This is a genomic window from bacterium SCSIO 12741 (genome assembly GCA_024398055.1).
In the GTDB taxonomy this organism is placed as follows: Bacteria; Bacteroidota; Bacteroidia; order Flavobacteriales_G; family Salibacteraceae; genus SCSIO-12741.
In genome coordinates, this window is the sequence record CP073749.1 from 1,985,636 (window position 1) to 2,001,668 (window position 16,033).

16 protein-coding genes are annotated in these 16,033 nt (G+C 44.9%); 3 read left to right on the plus strand and 13 right to left on the minus strand.

All coding sequences use genetic code 11. The annotated features are described in order from the left end of the window. Positions 1–52: 52 nt before the first annotated feature. From lysS to KFE98_08430, 4 genes are all read right to left on the minus strand, one after another. Positions 53–1,771, minus strand: coding sequence for a lysine--tRNA ligase (lysS, locus tag KFE98_08415; GenBank protein UTW64669.1), 1,719 nt, complete (start codon positions 1,769–1,771; stop codon positions 53–55). A gap of 110 nt (positions 1,772–1,881) precedes the next feature. Beyond that, a complete protein-coding gene (locus KFE98_08420) occupies positions 1,882–2,304 on the minus strand; it encodes an FKBP-type peptidyl-prolyl cis-trans isomerase (protein UTW64149.1) in 423 nt (140 codons plus the stop codon). Positions 2,305–2,341: 37 nt separating this feature from the next. Then, positions 2,342–3,292 (minus strand): hypothetical protein, encoded by a 951-nt coding sequence (locus tag KFE98_08425; GenBank protein ID UTW64150.1) that lies wholly within the window; start codon positions 3,290–3,292, stop codon positions 2,342–2,344. 2 nt (positions 3,293–3,294) lie between these two features. Continuing rightward, positions 3,295–4,515: a TlpA family protein disulfide reductase gene (locus KFE98_08430; protein ID UTW64151.1), complete on the minus strand. Its 1,221-nt coding sequence runs from the start codon at positions 4,513–4,515 to the stop codon at positions 3,295–3,297. An 89-nt stretch (positions 4,516–4,604) separates the two neighbouring features. On the opposite strand from KFE98_08430, the gene KFE98_08435 reads away from it, so the two are divergent. Both KFE98_08435 and KFE98_08440 read left to right on the plus strand, forming a co-directional pair. Beyond that, a complete protein-coding gene (locus KFE98_08435) occupies positions 4,605–5,522 on the plus strand; it encodes a tryptophan 2,3-dioxygenase (GenBank protein UTW64152.1) in 918 nt (305 codons plus the stop codon). An 83-nt stretch (positions 5,523–5,605) separates the two neighbouring features. Then, positions 5,606–7,219: a S8 family peptidase gene (locus KFE98_08440; protein ID UTW64153.1), complete on the plus strand. Its 1,614-nt coding sequence runs from the start codon at positions 5,606–5,608 to the stop codon at positions 7,217–7,219. 68 nt (positions 7,220–7,287) lie between these two features. Here the strand turns inward: KFE98_08440 and KFE98_08445 are convergent, their stop codons facing one another. The 8 genes from KFE98_08445 to pheS all read right to left on the minus strand — a co-directional run bounded on the left by KFE98_08445 (position 7,288) and on the right by pheS (position 13,210). Next, positions 7,288–7,701, minus strand: a complete 414-nt coding sequence (locus tag KFE98_08445) for a BrxA/BrxB family bacilliredoxin (GenBank protein ID UTW64154.1) — start codon at positions 7,699–7,701, stop codon at positions 7,288–7,290. A 170-nt stretch (positions 7,702–7,871) separates the two neighbouring features. Continuing rightward, positions 7,872–9,302 carry a pyruvate kinase gene (pyk, locus tag KFE98_08450; GenBank protein UTW64155.1) on the minus strand — a complete coding sequence of 477 codons (1,431 nt, stop codon included), beginning with the start codon at positions 9,300–9,302 and terminating at the stop codon, positions 7,872–7,874. After that, positions 9,299–9,715: an IPExxxVDY family protein gene (locus KFE98_08455; GenBank protein ID UTW64156.1), complete on the minus strand. Its 417-nt coding sequence runs from the start codon at positions 9,713–9,715 to the stop codon at positions 9,299–9,301. Before KFE98_08455 ends, pyk begins: the two co-directional genes overlap by 4 nt. Positions 9,716–9,807: 92 nt before the next feature. Continuing rightward, positions 9,808–10,203, minus strand: coding sequence for a hypothetical protein (locus KFE98_08460; protein ID UTW64157.1), 396 nt, complete (start codon positions 10,201–10,203; stop codon positions 9,808–9,810). A gap of 38 nt (positions 10,204–10,241) precedes the next feature. Continuing rightward, positions 10,242–10,529 carry a hypothetical protein gene (locus KFE98_08465; protein UTW64158.1) on the minus strand — a complete coding sequence of 96 codons (288 nt, stop codon included), beginning with the start codon at positions 10,527–10,529 and terminating at the stop codon, positions 10,242–10,244. A gap of 6 nt (positions 10,530–10,535) precedes the next feature. Next, positions 10,536–11,786, minus strand: a complete 1,251-nt coding sequence (fabF, locus tag KFE98_08470; GenBank protein ID UTW64159.1) for a beta-ketoacyl-ACP synthase II — start codon at positions 11,784–11,786, stop codon at positions 10,536–10,538. Between the two features lie 56 nt (positions 11,787–11,842). Then, on the minus strand, positions 11,843–12,079 hold the full coding sequence (locus tag KFE98_08475; protein ID UTW64160.1) for an acyl carrier protein: 237 nt from the start codon (positions 12,077–12,079) through the stop codon (positions 11,843–11,845). Positions 12,080–12,178: 99 nt separating this feature from the next. After that, on the minus strand, positions 12,179–13,210 hold the full coding sequence (gene pheS, locus KFE98_08480) for a phenylalanine--tRNA ligase subunit alpha (protein UTW64670.1): 1,032 nt from the start codon (positions 13,208–13,210) through the stop codon (positions 12,179–12,181). Positions 13,211–13,396: 186 nt separating this feature from the next. Between pheS and KFE98_08485 the strand changes: the two genes are divergently transcribed. Beyond that, positions 13,397–14,203, plus strand: a complete 807-nt coding sequence (locus tag KFE98_08485) for a DMT family transporter (GenBank protein UTW64161.1) — start codon at positions 13,397–13,399, stop codon at positions 14,201–14,203. On the opposite strand, the gene uvrC is transcribed toward KFE98_08485, so the two are convergent. Continuing rightward, positions 14,200–16,011, minus strand: a complete 1,812-nt coding sequence (gene uvrC / locus KFE98_08490) for an excinuclease ABC subunit UvrC (protein UTW64162.1) — start codon at positions 16,009–16,011, stop codon at positions 14,200–14,202. The genes KFE98_08485 and uvrC overlap by 4 nt on opposite strands. Positions 16,012–16,033: the final 22 nt, after the last annotated feature.

Genomic DNA, 16,033 nt, shown 5'->3' on the forward strand with positions numbered 1-16,033 from the left:
TGCCCATATCGACACCTGAGTTCTTCTTTTTCAAATAAGTTCTTGAAGTTTTTTAGCCGATGAACTCCACAAACAAGCCATCATCGGTTTTGTCAACCTTGGTCAAGCCTTGTTTGGAAAGTCCTTTCATGCCTTTGTCCCAGCCTTTGTTACTTAAGCCGGCTTGCTCTTTCAAGGATCCAATCTCAACGCGACCGGCGTCTACAAGCAGATCGTATATGGCCTTTTCATTGGGTGTGAGATCCAATTCTTTCTTCGGAGCTTCAAATTTTTCCGGACGCATTTGCGGGAAGAAAAGTACATCCTGAATGCTGTCGCTATTGGTTAAGAACATGCACAAACGATCAATACCGATTCCCATTCCAGAAGTTGGAGGCATACCGTATTCAAGGGCTCGCAAGAAGTCCTGGTCGATGAACATAGCTTCGTCATCTCCTTTTTCCGAAAGCTTCAACTGATCCTCGAAGCGCTCCCGTTGATCGATAGGATCGTTCAGCTCGGTATAAGCATTGGCCAGCTCTTTTCCATTGACCATCAATTCAAAGCGTTCAGTTAAGGAATCGTCGTCGCGGTGTTTTTTACAAAGTGGAGACATTTCTACCGGGTAGTCGGTGATGAATGTCGGTTGGATGTAATGATGCTCACATCTTTCACCAAAAATCTCGTCAATCAACTTTCCTTTACCCATAGAATCGTCTACCTCGATATCCAGGGATTTGGCCACTTCGCGAATCTCGTCTTCCGATTTTCCGTTTAGATCGTGGCCCGTATGTTCCTTAATAGCACTCAAGATTGGTACTCGTGGATAGGGAGCTTTAAAATCAACCTGATTGTCGCCAATTTGGGTTAGGGTTGAGCCATTCACTTCCTGACTAACCGTTTCGAGCATAGTCTCGGTGAAGTCCATCATCCAATGGTAATCTTTGTAAGCCACATAGATTTCCATAACCGTAAACTCAGGATTGTGCGTGCGATCCATTCCCTCATTTCTGAAGTCTTTGGCAAATTCATATACGCCATCAAATCCACCTACGATTAACCTTTTCAGGTAAAGCTCATTAGCGATTCTCAAATACAGAGGTATGTCAAGAGCATTGTGATGGGTGATAAACGGACGTGCAGCAGCTCCTCCCGGGATAGGTTGTAAGATGGGAGTTTCCACTTCAAGGTATCCTTTATCGTTGAAGAAGCGACGCATGGAGTTCATGATCTTGGTGCGCTTAACGAAAGTTTCTTTCACTTCATCATTAACCACCAAATCCACATACCGCTGGCGGTAGCGCATTTCAGGATCTGAAAAGGCATCATGGACGTTTCCGTCAGCATCTGTTTTTACCACAGGCAAAGGACGCAACGATTTGCTCAATACCTTAAGTTCTTTAACGAAAATGGACGTCTCGCCTACTTGGGTTGTAAAAACATGGCCTTTAATTCCGATAAAATCGCCGATGTCCAGAAGTCTTTTGAAAACCTCATTGTACATGGTTTTATCCTCACCCGGACAGATTTCATCACGAGCAACATAAACCTGGATACGACCGGTTGAGTCCTTCAATTCTGCAAAGGAAGCTTTACCCATGATCCGTTTCGACATGATACGACCGGCAATCGAAATCTCTTGATAATCAAGTTTTCGCTTTTCGTAATTGGCCAGAATATCTCCGGCGCTAACATTCACATCATACTTTTCGGCAGGGTAGGGTTCAACTCCCAGGTCACGCATTTTCTGCAATGACTCCCTTCTAACTATTTCCTGTTCAGATAATTGCAGGCTCATTTATTCTTGATTTTAAGCGGGTTCCCCAGCGGGGAAAGCAGGTCGGCAAAGATAGTGGAATGAAAAAAAGATGAAAGCCCCAAAGGCTTGAAAAATAGGAGGGTCTATTTCACCTTAACCACCTGTATTTCAAACCATGTTTTGGCATTGGGTGGCACAACGTATTTGTTGGGGTCATTCTCGTCTTTGGATCCCCTGGATCCGTAGCCCAATTCGGCAGGTAAAATGAGTAGCGCCGTTTCTCCTTCGCGCATCAATTGAATCCCCTCGTTCCACCCAGGAATAATGTTGGCTTCACCCACCACAAACTTGATGGGGACTCCCGGGTCTTCAAACACCGACCCATCGGCTAGCATGCCCCGGTAGAAAACCTTGACTTGATTACCCGGTTTTATTTCAGGTCCCTTCCCTTCTTGTATGCGGTAATACTTAAGACCACTTGGCGTGGTGATGGTGTCCTGGGCAAAAGTCCAAGTGGATCCAGCCAGGGAAATAAAGGCAACAAGAGCGAAAATTCTGATGACCATGTTCCGGTTTTTTTCGAAGATAATTATTCCACTTGGCCTAACGTGCAGAAGCTGCCTTTTGCTCGGCTTTTACCACTTCCTTGGCCAAGTACTTCAGCGTAGTGATGTCAATCTTGATTTTGCCTCGTAGCAGAGCCAGGTATTCTGTTTTGGGGTCGTAGTTTTTCTTGAGCATGTTTTCCTTATAACCCTGAATCCGGGCATCCATCGAAACCTGATAGTCACCCAAATCGATGAGCATGATGGACCAGCGAAATCGTGAGTCAGACCAAAGTATGTCTGGGTAAAGAGAGCCCGCCTCACCCTTTAAAATGCGATCGTAAAGCTCTGCCGCCGGAACTACTTCGTAAGGATAGGGATAGTAGGTCGCGATTTGATCTTCGGGCACCGACAAACCTTCTTTAGGAATGAGTAGCTTTTGTTCTTTTACTTTGAGGGTTCTGGTGTAGTCTACTTTCACCCGTTTCATCTTTTTTCCGGTGTCTTCCACCTTGGCTCTTTCCTCAATGACTTTTTGAAAGCTTTCGCTCAAAAATTTCAATTCGGGTTCTCCTGTAATGCAGGAAGGAAAGGAAATTTTGGCCACAAAATCGCGCTCAACCACATTGTCATTTCTGCGGTTGGCCCGTTCTCCAGGATACAACACAAAGGCAAAAACCTGGGCATATTGGTATTTCTTCTGACTGACTTTGACTTCTTCTCGATCGTCAGCGGTGAGAACCATAAATTTATTGGGTTCGTTCACCCTTAAGATCTCTGAAATCTCAGAGGCGCTTTTAAACCAGATTTTTTCGTGCAGTTTCCAATATTTGGGGAATACTTCTTCCAGATTAGCGATGCATTCGAAGTCTTCAGCCTCCACCAGCAATACCCGGTCTTCCATGGCTGCTCTGGCCTTATTGGGTTCGGGTTGATAAAATTGAGCAAACAGGGATGTCGTACTAAGGCTAAGTGCAAGTGCGCCGATAATTGGGAGTAGAAGTTTCATGATCATTCGATTAGCAGTTGTTCTATTAATTGGTCAGATTGGTTCACAAAAGAGGTGTATTCTGAAGTGGCAGGTCCATTGAATCCCGTGTGGATTTTTCTGACATTCATTTCACGGTCTAGGTAAATAAGGGTTGGGTAGGAGAGGAAACGATCGAGCATGGGAAATACTTCTGTAGCTTTCTTTTTATTGGCGAATCCAGCATGGAACATCGGATAGGGGACCTCCATTTGCTCCCGATAATCGGAAATTCTTTTTTCGGCCAGGTCGGTGTCACGGGTCGCTTCAAATGAAAATGCCAGGATGCGCAAACCGCGATTGGCATACCGTTCATTTACTGTTTTGAGATACTCCGTTTCATCTCTGCAATTAGGGCACCAGGTTCCTAAGATTTGAATGAGTGTAGCTTGATTTTGCAAAAGTGAATCACCATAGGAAAGGGTTCTGCCATTGGGCAGGCGAATTTCAAAGTCAGCAGCGCTGAAATCGGGAAGAAGGGCGGATAAGCTATCAGGATCGGTGAGTTGGAAGGATGCATTGGGAGTCCCTTGCCACTGGGCTTGATAGTGGTTGCCTGAATAGAACACGCCATTGGCCAATTGCCCCGAATTGTTCAGCTCCGCTTTAAACAGGAAGGCGTGGGCCCCATCAAAACAGGCCAAAGTCAATTGCCCATCCTTATGCAGTTGTCCATCCAGGTAACGATAATCGCCCGTTTCCGTGCGAAAGGTACCAAACACTTGATTTTGCTCCTGGCCCAATTCAGCAATAGCAGGCCATTTATCTTCCTCATCTTCAAACCATACTTCATAACGCTCAGCGAGATCAAAACCGTAGTCTTTCGATTTGGTCAACTCAGGGTCTACCGGCGTGGCTTCAAAAGGGATGCGGTAATCTGGGCCCTTGTTGTAATTGTACCAATATCCTTCCAAAGAATTCCCCTTCCACCGAGCCTTAATTTCAGAGGGATAGGGAGTTAATGTGATAAAAAGACTATCTCCTTTTTGCTTCAGTGGAACCCAAAGCTGTTCCTTCCCATTGACCACGGCAATGGAGTCCATCTGTGAGCCAGGTTTGAGAAGAAAGGGGAGTCGCTCACCCGACTTAGAATCGACTAAAAGCGTAGCACGCATAGGACCTTCTATTCTATAGTTGAAGGACACGGGTTCATTTTCACAAGCCAAAAGGCTCATTATCAGGGCAAGGGCCAGAAAATATCTCATCTTTTCAAAAATAATTCAATGATTCAATTATGATAATTATCATAGATCATTCCGCATGCTTTCCGCAATTTTGGAAAAATTATTGAACGATGACCCCAAGCGACTGGATTCAAAAACTCGAAGAAAAATATGAATCTCAAGGCCAAAGCCTTGATACTTACCTCGAAGGCCTTTATCATGCCAAGCCGATAACGTATTGGGATTATATCGAAGTAGATACCCTGTTGAGCCTGCAAAAGCCTCGTACAGATATGCCCGATGAAATGATTTTCATCCTTTATCATCAGGTGACGGAGTTGCTGCTCAAATTAGTCAATCACGAAATCAAGCAGGTTACCCATTCTGAGGACCTTACCGGAGCTTTCATGTTTGAAAAGATGAAGCGTGCCAATCGCTACGTGCAGATAGCCGTTCAATCCTTTGACGTGATGCGTGAAGGAATGGATCCGGAACAGTACAACAAGTATCGAATGACTCTAACTCCAGCGAGTGGGTTCCAGTCTGCTCAGTTCCGCCTTTGTGAGATCTTCTGCACCGATCTTTGGAACTTGGTAATCAATCCGAGAAAAAAGGATTTGGTTGGGGAAAAGGATATCGAAAAACTCTTCAAGTACATCTATTGGCAAGAAGCCGGAATTGACCGAGCTACGGGTGAAAAATCGTTGACACTGCGCTTGTTTGAAGAAAAGTACCTGGATGAGTTTAATCAGGCCGCCGAGTATTACCAAACGCGTAATGTTTGGCAGCGCTACCTGGCCTTGCCAGAGGCTGAGAAAACAGCTGAGTTACAAGATCTATTGAAGAAGTTTGACCGTACTTTCAATGTGTATTGGCCAAAAGTTCACCTACGCACTGCCGAAAAATACTTGGAGCACAACCAAGAGGAAGTGAAGGAAGCCACTGGTGGCTCTGATTGGAAAAAGTACCTGCATCCTAAGTTTCAGCGACGAATTTTCTTCCCAGGCCTTTTGTCGGCCGAAGAGTTGGAGAACTGGGGCGAGGATTAATATCCCCCTACACAGCTGCAGGAGAAATCCTATTTTAGTCTTTTCTTAACCCCAACCACTTCGGTGGTGAAAATGCTAGTGCTATGCGGCGTATAAATCTGCCTTTACTGACCCTTTCATTATTTTTTGTTTGCCCAAGTTTTGCTCATTCCGATAACGGGCCAGTCACCACGGTTGATTCGTTGAATACCGAATGGCTGAATTGGTTTAACCGAGACCCCCTGGATGGAAAAATTCAAGGAGCCAGCGTCTATCGAGCCTACAGCGAATTACTAACCGACAAAAAGCCGAAAAAGAAAATTGTAGTAGCGATCATTGACAGTGGTGTGGACACCGCCCATCAAGATTTGCAGGGAAAATTCTGGACCAATCAAGACGAGATTCCGGGCAATGGGAAAGACGATGATAACAACGGTTACATCGACGATATTCATGGATGGAATTACCTGGGAAATACGAATGGAGAAAACATCAATGAGGAGAACTTAGAATACACCCGCCTGGTACGTGAGCTCGGAGCGCGATTCGACGATTTGGAAGCTCAGGAGATGAAGGTGTATCAAGAATGTAAGGATCGCCTCGAAAAGGAGCTCAAAGAGTATGAGGAAATGCACAAAAACATTACTTCGTTTAAAACCAACTTTGAGAATACCGATGAGATCATGCGAAACTACTTTGGCAACGATCGCTACACCAAAAGGGATGTGGAATCGATTTCACCTGGAACGTCCAATATGGCCAGGGCCAAAGCCTTTCGCCTCTACTGCTTCGAGAAGAATTTAACGCTAACTGAATTGGACGATGTACTCGATCATTACAGCGTTTACCTGGATTATTACCTGAATGTGGACTGGAATGCCCGTAAAGTGGTTGGAGATGATCCTAACGATTTGGAAGATCGCAAGTACGGGAACAATGACGTAACTGGTCCCCGATCCGATCATGGCACCTCAGTAGCTGGGGTAGTTGCTGCGGTTAGAAACAACGGTGTAGGAATAGATGGAATTGCCGAGTCGGTGGAGATAATGGTGTTGAGAACCGTTCCTAAAGGTGACGAGTACGACAAGGATGTGGCTTTAGCTATTCGCTACGCAGTAGACAATGGAGCCCAGGTGATCAACATGAGTTTTGGCAAGGACTATTCCCCTAATCGATCCTTTGTGGATGAGGCTATTCGGTATGCCGAAGAAAACAACGTATTGCTGGTTCATGCGGCTGGCAATAACGGAGAAAACATTGATAAGAATAATCACTATCCAGTCAATCATTACCTGGATGGTAGTCCCGCGAAAACGCTGATTACGGTAGGAGCTTCCTCTTCCAAGGCCAAGAAAAATTTGCCTGGATCATTCTCCAATTATGGAACTGAGCAAGTGGATCTATTTGCTCCTGGGGTCAACATTGTATCCCTAGCACCCAACAATCGGTATGATGTGAGCGATGGAACCAGTTTGGCCAGTCCTGTGGTTGCTGGAGTAGCGGCTTTGGTTTGGTCGTATTATCCGGATCTGACGGCTGTTCAGTTAAAAGAGATTCTGTTACGCTCTGTGCGCTCAGAGTCCAAAAGAAAGGTGATTTGCCCCACAGAAGAGAGCGATAAGAAATCGAAAGTTCGATTTGCTGAATTGTCTCGCACAGGTGGTTTAGTGGATGCCTATCAGGCTTTGATCATGGCCGAAGAGTATATGGCCCAATAAAAAATCCCCTCACTCATTCCGTTGGACGGAAAAAGGAGGGGATCCATTCTATTTTTTCTGAGTACTGCTTAGCAGTATTCGTTGAAAGCTGCAACCAGGTTTTCGGCGATCATTTCAGCCGGCCTTCCTTCGATATGGTGACGCTCGATAAAATGAACCAAACGACCATCTTTAAACAAAGCGATAGAAGGGGACGACGGAGGGTAAGGCAACATGTGCTTACGTGCCTGATCAGTAGCTTCGGTATCAACACCGGCAAAAACCGTTGATAATACACCAGGCTTCTTCGCATTTTGCACAGCCATTTTCACAGCTGGGCGGGCATTTGCAGCAGCACATCCGCATACCGAATTCACCATCACCAATACGGTTCCCGATTCCTTATTCAAAAGCTCATCAACACTCTCACGAGTGGTCAATTCTTCAAACCCTACTGAGGTAAGGTCTTCTTTCATTGGAGCAACTAATTCTGGTGGATACATAGACGTCTCAATTTATTTGAATGCAAAATTACGTATTCAGAACGAGAAAGGCACCCGATACATCCGGAACCTCATGCAGAATTAAGATCCCTTCACACCTATTCGCCCTCAGGTTAATAGGCAAAACCTAATCTCACACTCTCCCTGAAAAGTTTATGGAACCTGCTTCTCTACTTGATATGTGATATCCGAAGCATATTCGACATTCCCTTGCGTGCAATGGGCATACTGGCAATGTGAATAATGTAATCTCCAGGCTGGGTGTATTCTCTTTCCTTTAGAATGGCCTTTACGTCATCGATCGTGTGATCTGTACTCACGAACTTGTTGTAGTAAAATCCTTTTACACCCCAGATCAAGCTAAGCATTTCCAGGATTTTTGGGTTAGCCGTAAAGACGAATATGTAACCATTTGGGCGGAAGGAAGAGGCTTTAAAAGCCGTATAACCTGAAAAGGTCATGGTTACAATTCCTTTGGCCTGAGTGGCTTTGGTCAATTCAGCCGCATTCTTACAAATAACATCAGATACAAAACGATCTGGCATGGGCTCTGACTCAATCGTTGGGTAATAGATCCCATCAAATTTCTCCATCCGGAGAATGATTTTGTACATGGTTCGAATCACCTCTACCGGATATTTTCCAACCGATGTTTCTCCACTCAGCATTACTGCGTCGGCACCGTCGAGCACGGCATTGGCCACATCGTTAACCTCTGCCCGGGTAGGAGCATAGTTATCTATCATCGACTCCATCATCTGCGTGGCAATGATGGCCGGTTTACCCGCATTACGAGCCTTTCTAACAATTTCTTTTTGTACTAGGGGTACATCTTGGAGAGGAATCTCCACGCCGAGATCTCCACGGGCAACCATTACTCCGTCTGTTTCGGCGATAATGGCGTCAAGGTTCTCAACCGCTTCGGGCTTCTCGATCTTGGCGATGATGCGGGATGACTTGCCACTTTTTTCAATAATCTCCCTTAATTCAATAATGTCCTCAGCTCTTCTAACGAAAGACAACCCAATCCAGGGCACCTCGTGCTTCAAGGCAAATTCCAGATCCACCTTATCTTTTTCGGTTAGGCAGGGGAGAGACAAAGCTGTGTTTGGCAGATTCACCCCTTTACGAGAAGAAAGAACATCTCCAAAGATCACTTTGGCTTTGACTCTTTTTTCACCATCGGTCTCGATGATTTCCAGTTTGATTTTTCCATCATCCAAAAGGATAGTCTCGCCTGGTGTTACGTCTTTCGGAAAAGCCCCGTAGTTAATCCAAATTTGTTCTTTGGTTCCGATGCATTTTTCGGTCGTGAACTGGAGTGTTTCTCCTGGTTCAAGTGACATACTGCCGCCTTCAATTTCGCCAATTCGAATTTTAGGGCCTTGAAGGTCGGCTAAGATACCGGCATGGAGGCCGAGCTCATCGTCAATTTCACGAATCAGTTTAATGGATTTAAGGTGGTCTTCATGAGTACCGTGAGAGAAGTTGATTCTGAAAACATTCAGTCCAGCTTCTACCATTTGTTTCATAGTAGCTCGATTGGCCGTGGAAGGCCCCATAGTGGCTACAATCTTGGTTTTATTCTTTAAATACTTCATTCCATCAATAGGTTTTGTCGGGAGTTCAAACTCTCCGGGTCAATTTCAACCGCGGTCAGCACTTCTTTTAATTTGGCAATGCCTTGGGTCAAAATTTCCTTTTTGGACCGTTCAAAGAGGCCCTCAACAATCAAAAAATAATCAACATCTTTTTTTTCTGGAATAAGCCATCCGTTTTCACCTCGGTTTCCGACCAGGTAGTAATACAGATCCTGACTTTCCACAAAAAAAGTGTAAAGCGGAAAGTACTGGAATTCTTCCCCGCTTTTCAACTTATAGTCATTATCTTTTTTTAAATCCAATCCCAAGTGTCTGTTAAGCGACCAGGCCAAGCGATAATCGCGGTGATGGCAGTAGATTCCAATTAAGAAGAAATCGTAGTCGTATTCAAACTCGAGCTTGGATGTAGACATAGCTGTATGCAAAACTAAGTCAAACTTGAGCTTGATTTTTGAATTCTGAAAGTTGATTCCGATAATTATCGGGCGAAGACTGAAAATTGGAGTTAGGCTTCCAGATTTAGCATTTCGAAAGTCGCTTGACTGGCTTTTTGCTCAGCTATTTTTTTGGATCGGCCCATTCCTTTTCCGAAGGCTATTTCGTCGATCATTACCTGGGCTTCAAAGCGTTCTTCTTCGGGCAGATTTTTGCGATCGTTTACCACGAAAGAAATTTTCTTTTGCTCCCGTTGCGACCATTCGATCAAGCGGCTTTTGTGGTTGCCTTCCTGGTGAAGGAGTTCCTCAAAGTTGAGGTGCTTTTGCAGCAGGCCCATTACTACTTGTTTGGCCGTGGTGTAGCCCATGTCCAGGTAGATAGCCCCGATTAAGGCTTCTAGGGCATTTCCCAGAACCGTTCCTTCGTTGATTCGGTGTACAGCCGCCCTCAGCTCATTTTCCAAGCCGATAGCTGTTCCCAGTTTGTTCAGCGTTTTGCGATTTACAATTCTCGACCGTACTTCAGTAAGGGGGCTTCTTTTTTATCCGGAAATTTCTGGAAGAGGTAGTCCGATACGATACTGTCCAAAACGGCATCACCCAAAAACTCCAATCGCTCATTGTTATAAGGCACCTGATGCATTTCCGACCAGGAACGATGGGTCAGTGCTTTGAGGTAATAAAAGGGCTTGTTAGGGGCTTTTCCGGTTAGCGATTTTACATACCGCATTACCCGGATTTCTTCTTCCGAAAACTGCTTCTTTTTCCCAAAGGAGAAAAAGGAAAACACGTTTTGTTATGAAAATTTCTTGAAAACGACGGATGCGTTGTGTCCGCCAAATCCGAAGGTATTGCTGAGCGCCACGTTTACTTTACGCTCCTGAGCCTGATTAAACGTAAAGTTCAATTTAGGATCAAGTTCAGGATCATCAGTAAAGTGATTGATCGTTGGGGGAACTGCATCGTGAACAATACTCTGAATACATGCAATGGCTTCAATAGCACCTGCAGCACCCAAAAGGTGACCCGTCATAGACTTAGTCGAGCTAATGTTCAGATCATAGGCGTTCTCACCAAAAATCTTTTGAATAGCCTTGGATTCAGCAATATCACCCAATGGAGTAGAAGTTCCGTGAACGTTAATGTAATTGACGTCCTCAGGATTCAAGTGAGCATCCTCCATGGTATTGCGCATCACGTTTAGTGCTCCCAATCCTTCAGGATGAGGGGCTGTGATGTGGTGAGCATCTGCGGACAGACCTCCACCAATAACCTCGGCATAAATTTTGGCTCCACGAGCTTTGGCGTGCTCGTATTCTTCCAAAATAACAGCTCCGGCTCCTTCGCCCAGTACAAAACCTTCGCGGTCTTTGTCAAATGGACGAGAGGCAGTTTGTGGAGAGTCATTTCGGGTAGAAAGGGCTTTCATCGCGTTGAATCCTCCGATGCCCGCTCCAGTAACGGCCGCTTCAGAACCCCCGGCTACGATCACATCCGCTTTACCCAACCGGATGTAGTTGAAGGAATCGATTAGCGCATGGGTCGAAGAAGCACAGGCGGAAACAGTCGAAAAATTCGGACCGCGAAAGCCGTGTTGTATTGAAATCTGGCCACTGGCAATATCCGCAATCATCTTAGGGATGAAGAACGGATTAAATTTATGCTGTGCTGGGCCATCATGATAACCTTTCATCTCCAATTCAAAAGTTCGGATTCCCCCGATGCCAGAACCCCAGATTACTCCAATCCGGTCAGGATTTTGATCGTTGCTGTTTACTCCAGCATCTGCAATGGCTTCATTGGCGACAACCATAGCGTACTGGGTAAATGCGTCCATTTTTCTCGCTTGTTTGCGATCAAAATAGTTACTCGGATCGTAATCCTTTATTTCACAGGCGAATGTCGTCTTGAACTCAGAGGCGTCAAATCGTGTCACATAGTCTGCTCCGCTTGTACCATTCACAAGACCATTCCAGAATTCGTCTGCGGTATTCCCGATGGGGGTGAGGGCGCCGAGCCCGGTAACAACGACACGTTTTAACTCCATACGATGAGAGGTTTATAAATAAGTTGTGGGTAAAGTAAAATGATTTTGTAAGCGAATTACTTCGCGTTATCAGTGATATAGTTTACTGCGTCACCTACAGTTGCAATATTTTCAGCGTGATCGTCAGGAATAGCAATGTTGAATTCTTTTTCAAACTCCATGATCAGCTCCACAGTGTCAAGCGAGTCTGCACCAAGGTCATTGGTAAAGCTAGCTTCCATAGTCACTTCAGATTCCTCAACTCCAAGCTTGTCTACAATGATGGAGATTACGTTGTTCTTGATATCTGACATTTTAATTCAGTTTTGATTTTAAATTATGTGCAAAGAAATAGATTTATTTAAAATATGTCAATGTTTTTTTGAACGGCCTCAGGCGGCTGGCCCAACGGGCTAAAGGGCTCCCTTAAATTGGCGAAGGAAACGGATGTCATTTTCAAAGTACATCCGAAGGTCATTAATTCCATACCGGTTCATCGCAATCCGTTCAATTCCCATTCCGAAGGCAAATCCGGAATATACACTGCTGTCGATGCCGCAATTTTCCAATACCTGTGGATCGACCATTCCGCAGCCCAAAATTTCCAACCATCCGGTGCCTTTGGTGATGCGTTTGTCAGCCTCGGTTTCCAATCCCCACCAAACATCCATTTCTGCAGATGGTTCGGTAAAAGGGAAATAGGAAGGGCGTAAACGAATGCGAGCATCTTCGCCGAAAAACTCCCGAGCGAAATACAGCAAGGTTTGTTTTAGGTCTGCGAAGCTTACTCCTTTATCTATATATAGGCCTTCAATTTGATGAAAAACACAATGGGCACGAGCTGAAATGGCTTCGTTTCTAAAAACACGTCCTGGCGATATGGTACGAATAGGTGGTTTCTCATTTTCCATTACCCGCACTTGCACCGAGCTGGTATGTGTACGCAAGGCCAACTCTTCTCCATCCAGTGAGGATACAAAAAAGGTGTCCTGCATATCACGGGCAGGGTGCTCTTCAGGAAAGTTTAGTGCGGAGAAATTATGCCAGTCATCTTCCACCTCAGGCCCCTCAGAAAGGTTAAACCCAATGCGACTGAAGATGTCTACAATTTCATTTCGAACCAAAGAGATAGGATGACGAGCTCCTAAAGCAAACTCATTGCCAGGCAGAGTCAAGTCCATATCCGCAGCGGCCGAGGAGGCTTCATCGCCAGCTACCCGATCTTTGAGTTGCTGGATTTTTTCCTGAGCCTGATTCTTAAGTTCGTTCAGTTTTTGCCCAAACTCCTTACGCTGTTCTGCAGGCACATTTTTAAACTCAGCAAACAACCCTTTAATCAATCCCTTTTGACCCAAGAATTTGATACGTAGGTTTTCCGCTTCTTCAGCAGTGTTTGCCCTTAGCTCTTTGAGCTCTTCCAAATAATGTTCAACCTTTTCCAGCATAGTTGTCGTAAAAGTGGCGGCAAAAATAGGCATAATGGGCGGTCGACCATGAATTCTGAATCCGATTATTGTCGGATGAATTTTGAATTTTTATGGGCGAGGCTTTATATAATGGATTGGGCCTGGCTTTTGGAAAGTTAAAATCGGGCTACTTTTGCCCCCAAATTGGACAAGGGAATAAGATATATGCTGGTTTCGGTGGCGGGATTCGCCCTGATGCAGTTGTGTGTGAAATACTTAATGCACCTACCCACTACGGAGCTGGTGCTGTTTCGCTCCTTTGTTTCCATTGCCATTAGTTTGACCGTAGTTTGGAGGGCAGGGATTTCGCCCTTTGGGGTCAATAAAAAGTTTCTCTTCCTTCGAGGATTGTTTGGCACGATTGCGCTTACGTTGTATTTCTACACCCTGCAAAATCTGCCCATTGCAACGGCTTCGGTTATCCAATACTTGTCCCCGGTTTTTACCGCCATTTTTGCGATTTGGATTCTTAAAGAACCCATGCGCCCTCAGCGTTGGCTCTTCTTTCTCATTGCATTTATCGGTATTGCGCTGATCAAGGGCTTCGACCCCAACTTAAAAACCATTTATCTCGTGGCTGGAGTAGCTTCGGCCATTTTTGCAGGATTGGCCTACAACTGCATTCGCGTGGTTCGACACACGGACAAGCCGGTGGTCATTGTGCTCTATTTTCCCCTAGTCGCCATTCCTATAATGACCATTCTTTCGCTGTCCAACTGGACCTGGCCCGATCCCCAAGATTGGATCATTATTATACTGATGGGGATTTTTACCCAAATTGGGCAGGTATACATGACCAAGGCGCTTCATTTTGGAAAGGCCAACGTGATAACTCCGATGAAGTATACGGGGATTGTCTATGCCCTGGGCTTCGATATCTTTCTCTTTCAGGTAGATCATGGATGGATCACCTTCGTGGGAATCTTTTTAGTAGTTGGAGGTGTGGTGCTAAACCTTATTAAAAAGGATTAGTTGGATTGTGACTTTAGGAATTCCTGTAAGGCCTTGTATGCAGGAGCTGTCAAGAGCGCTTTTAATTCTTCCTCAGGAGCTTCTTTAATCCGTTTGATCGACTTGAATTTACGTAAAAGTTTTTCTTGAGTCTTGGGGCCAATTCCTGGTATATCGGAAAGGGAAGATTTTATACTGCCCTTCGAGCGCTTATTGCGGTGGTGAGTAATCCCAAAACGGTGCGCTTCGTTTCTTAGTTGCTGAATCAGCTTTAAGCTTTCAGAACGCTTATCTATATATAAAGGGTATTGATCTCCCGGGAAATAGATTTCTTCTAACCGCTTGGCAATGCCGATGATGGTGACCAATCCAAAAATTTCGAGCTTTTGCAAACTTTCCACGGCAGCGCTTAGTTGTCCTTTTCCCCCATCAATAATGATGAGTTGCGGTAGAGGCTGCTCTTCATCAATCAATCGTTTGTAACGGCGATAGACTACTTCTCGCATCGAAGCAAAGTCGTCTGGCCCCACTACGGTTTTAATGTTGAAATGGCGGTAGTCTTTTTTCGAGGGTTTAGCGTCTTTAAAAACCACACAGGCGGCTACTGGAAATGCTCCTTGAATGTTGGAGTTGTCAAAACACTCTATGTGTTCGGGCAAGCTCTCCATTTTCAGGTCGGATTGAAGCTGACCCAAAATGCGGTTTTTTCTTCGATCCGGATCCAGTTTGTCCTGTTGCAAGTGTCGATCTCTCATGAAGTAGCGAACATTGCGTAGAGAGAGGTCAATCAATTTCTTTTTGTCTCCGCGTTGCGGTTGGTGAATTTGTGCATCCGGAATGGAGAATTCCAGCGGGAGGCTGGTGTAAATTAGTTTGGATTGGCTATTGAAGCGTTCTCTGAGTTCAGAAATTCCCGTAAGGAGAATGTCTGAATCAGCCTCATTCATCCGCTTTTTCAATTCCAACGTGTGCGACTGAATAATGGCGCCATTCGAAATTTTCATGAAGTTGACGTAGCCAAATTGATCATCGCTGATTAAGGTGAATACGTCCACATCGTTAATCGAGGTGCTCACTACCGTGGATTTCATTTGGTAGTTTTCCAGCAAGTCGATTCGTTCTTTGTGAACCTGGGCCTGCTCAAATTCGAGCAACTCAGCATGTTCCTTCATTTTAATCTTCAACTCCTTGATTACTTCGGAGATGTTTCCTTTCAAAATACGGCGAATCTGATCGATGGACTGGTTGTACTCTTCTTCTTTCTGTTTGCCTACACAGGGACCCAGGCAATTTTGAATGTGGTATTCCAGGCAAACTCGAAATTTGCCGGCTTCAATGTTTTCTTCGCTTAGGTTGAATTTGCAGGTACGAAGCTTGTGCAACTTCCGCACAAAATCCAAAATCGCGTGCATGGTCTTTACCGAAGCGTAGGGACCAAAATATTCAGACCCGTCCCGGATGACATTTCGGGTAGAAAATACCCGGGGAAAGCGCTCTTTTTTAATACAGATCCAAGGGTAGGTTTTATCGTCCCGCAGCTGGATATTGTACCGAGGTTGGTGTTTTTTTATGAGGGTATTCTCGAGCAAAAGTGCATCATAGGCCGAATCGGTAATGATGTATTTTATATCCCGAATCTTTCTCACCAAAATTCTGGTTTTGTTATTCTCAAAACGATTTTTGGTGAAGTAGGAAGACACGCGGTTCTTCAAACTTTTGGCTTTTCCTACGTAAAGAATTTTACCCTCGTCATCAAAGTATTGATACACGCCAGGTTTATTCGGTAAGTTCCGAACGAGTTCTTTCAGGTATTCAGGAGTCTTTGCCAAGTAGTTTTTAAATGAAGGGTAA

What these genes read in the sequence shown, in the direction of transcription:
- KFE98_08420 (UTW64149.1), bottom strand. Translation starts at nt 2,304, where the DNA reads ATGGTCATCAGAATTTTCGCTCTTGTTGCCTTTATTTCCCTGGCTGGA.
- KFE98_08425 (UTW64150.1), bottom strand. Translation starts at nt 3,292, where the DNA reads ATGAAACTTCTACTCCCAATTATCGGCGCACTTGCACTTAGCCTTAGT.
- KFE98_08430 (UTW64151.1), bottom strand. Translation starts at nt 4,515, where the DNA reads ATGAGATATTTTCTGGCCCTTGCCCTGATAATGAGCCTTTTGGCTTGT.
- KFE98_08435 (UTW64152.1), top strand. Translation starts at nt 4,605, where the DNA reads ATGACCCCAAGCGACTGGATTCAAAAACTCGAAGAAAAATATGAATCT.
- KFE98_08440 (UTW64153.1), top strand. Translation starts at nt 5,606, where the DNA reads ATGCGGCGTATAAATCTGCCTTTACTGACCCTTTCATTATTTTTTGTT.
- KFE98_08445 (UTW64154.1), bottom strand. Translation starts at nt 7,701, where the DNA reads ATGTATCCACCAGAATTAGTTGCTCCAATGAAAGAAGACCTTACCTCA.
- pyk (UTW64155.1), bottom strand. Translation starts at nt 9,302, where the DNA reads ATGAAGTATTTAAAGAATAAAACCAAGATTGTAGCCACTATGGGGCCT.
- KFE98_08455 (UTW64156.1), bottom strand. Translation starts at nt 9,715, where the DNA reads ATGTCTACATCCAAGCTCGAGTTTGAATACGACTACGATTTCTTCTTA.
- fabF (UTW64159.1), bottom strand. Translation starts at nt 11,786, where the DNA reads ATGGAGTTAAAACGTGTCGTTGTTACCGGGCTCGGCGCCCTCACCCCC.
- KFE98_08475 (UTW64160.1), bottom strand. Translation starts at nt 12,079, where the DNA reads ATGTCAGATATCAAGAACAACGTAATCTCCATCATTGTAGACAAGCTT.
- pheS (UTW64670.1), bottom strand. Translation starts at nt 13,210, where the DNA reads ATGCTGGAAAAGGTTGAACATTATTTGGAAGAGCTCAAAGAGCTAAGG.
- KFE98_08485 (UTW64161.1), top strand. Translation starts at nt 13,397, where the DNA reads ATGCTGGTTTCGGTGGCGGGATTCGCCCTGATGCAGTTGTGTGTGAAA.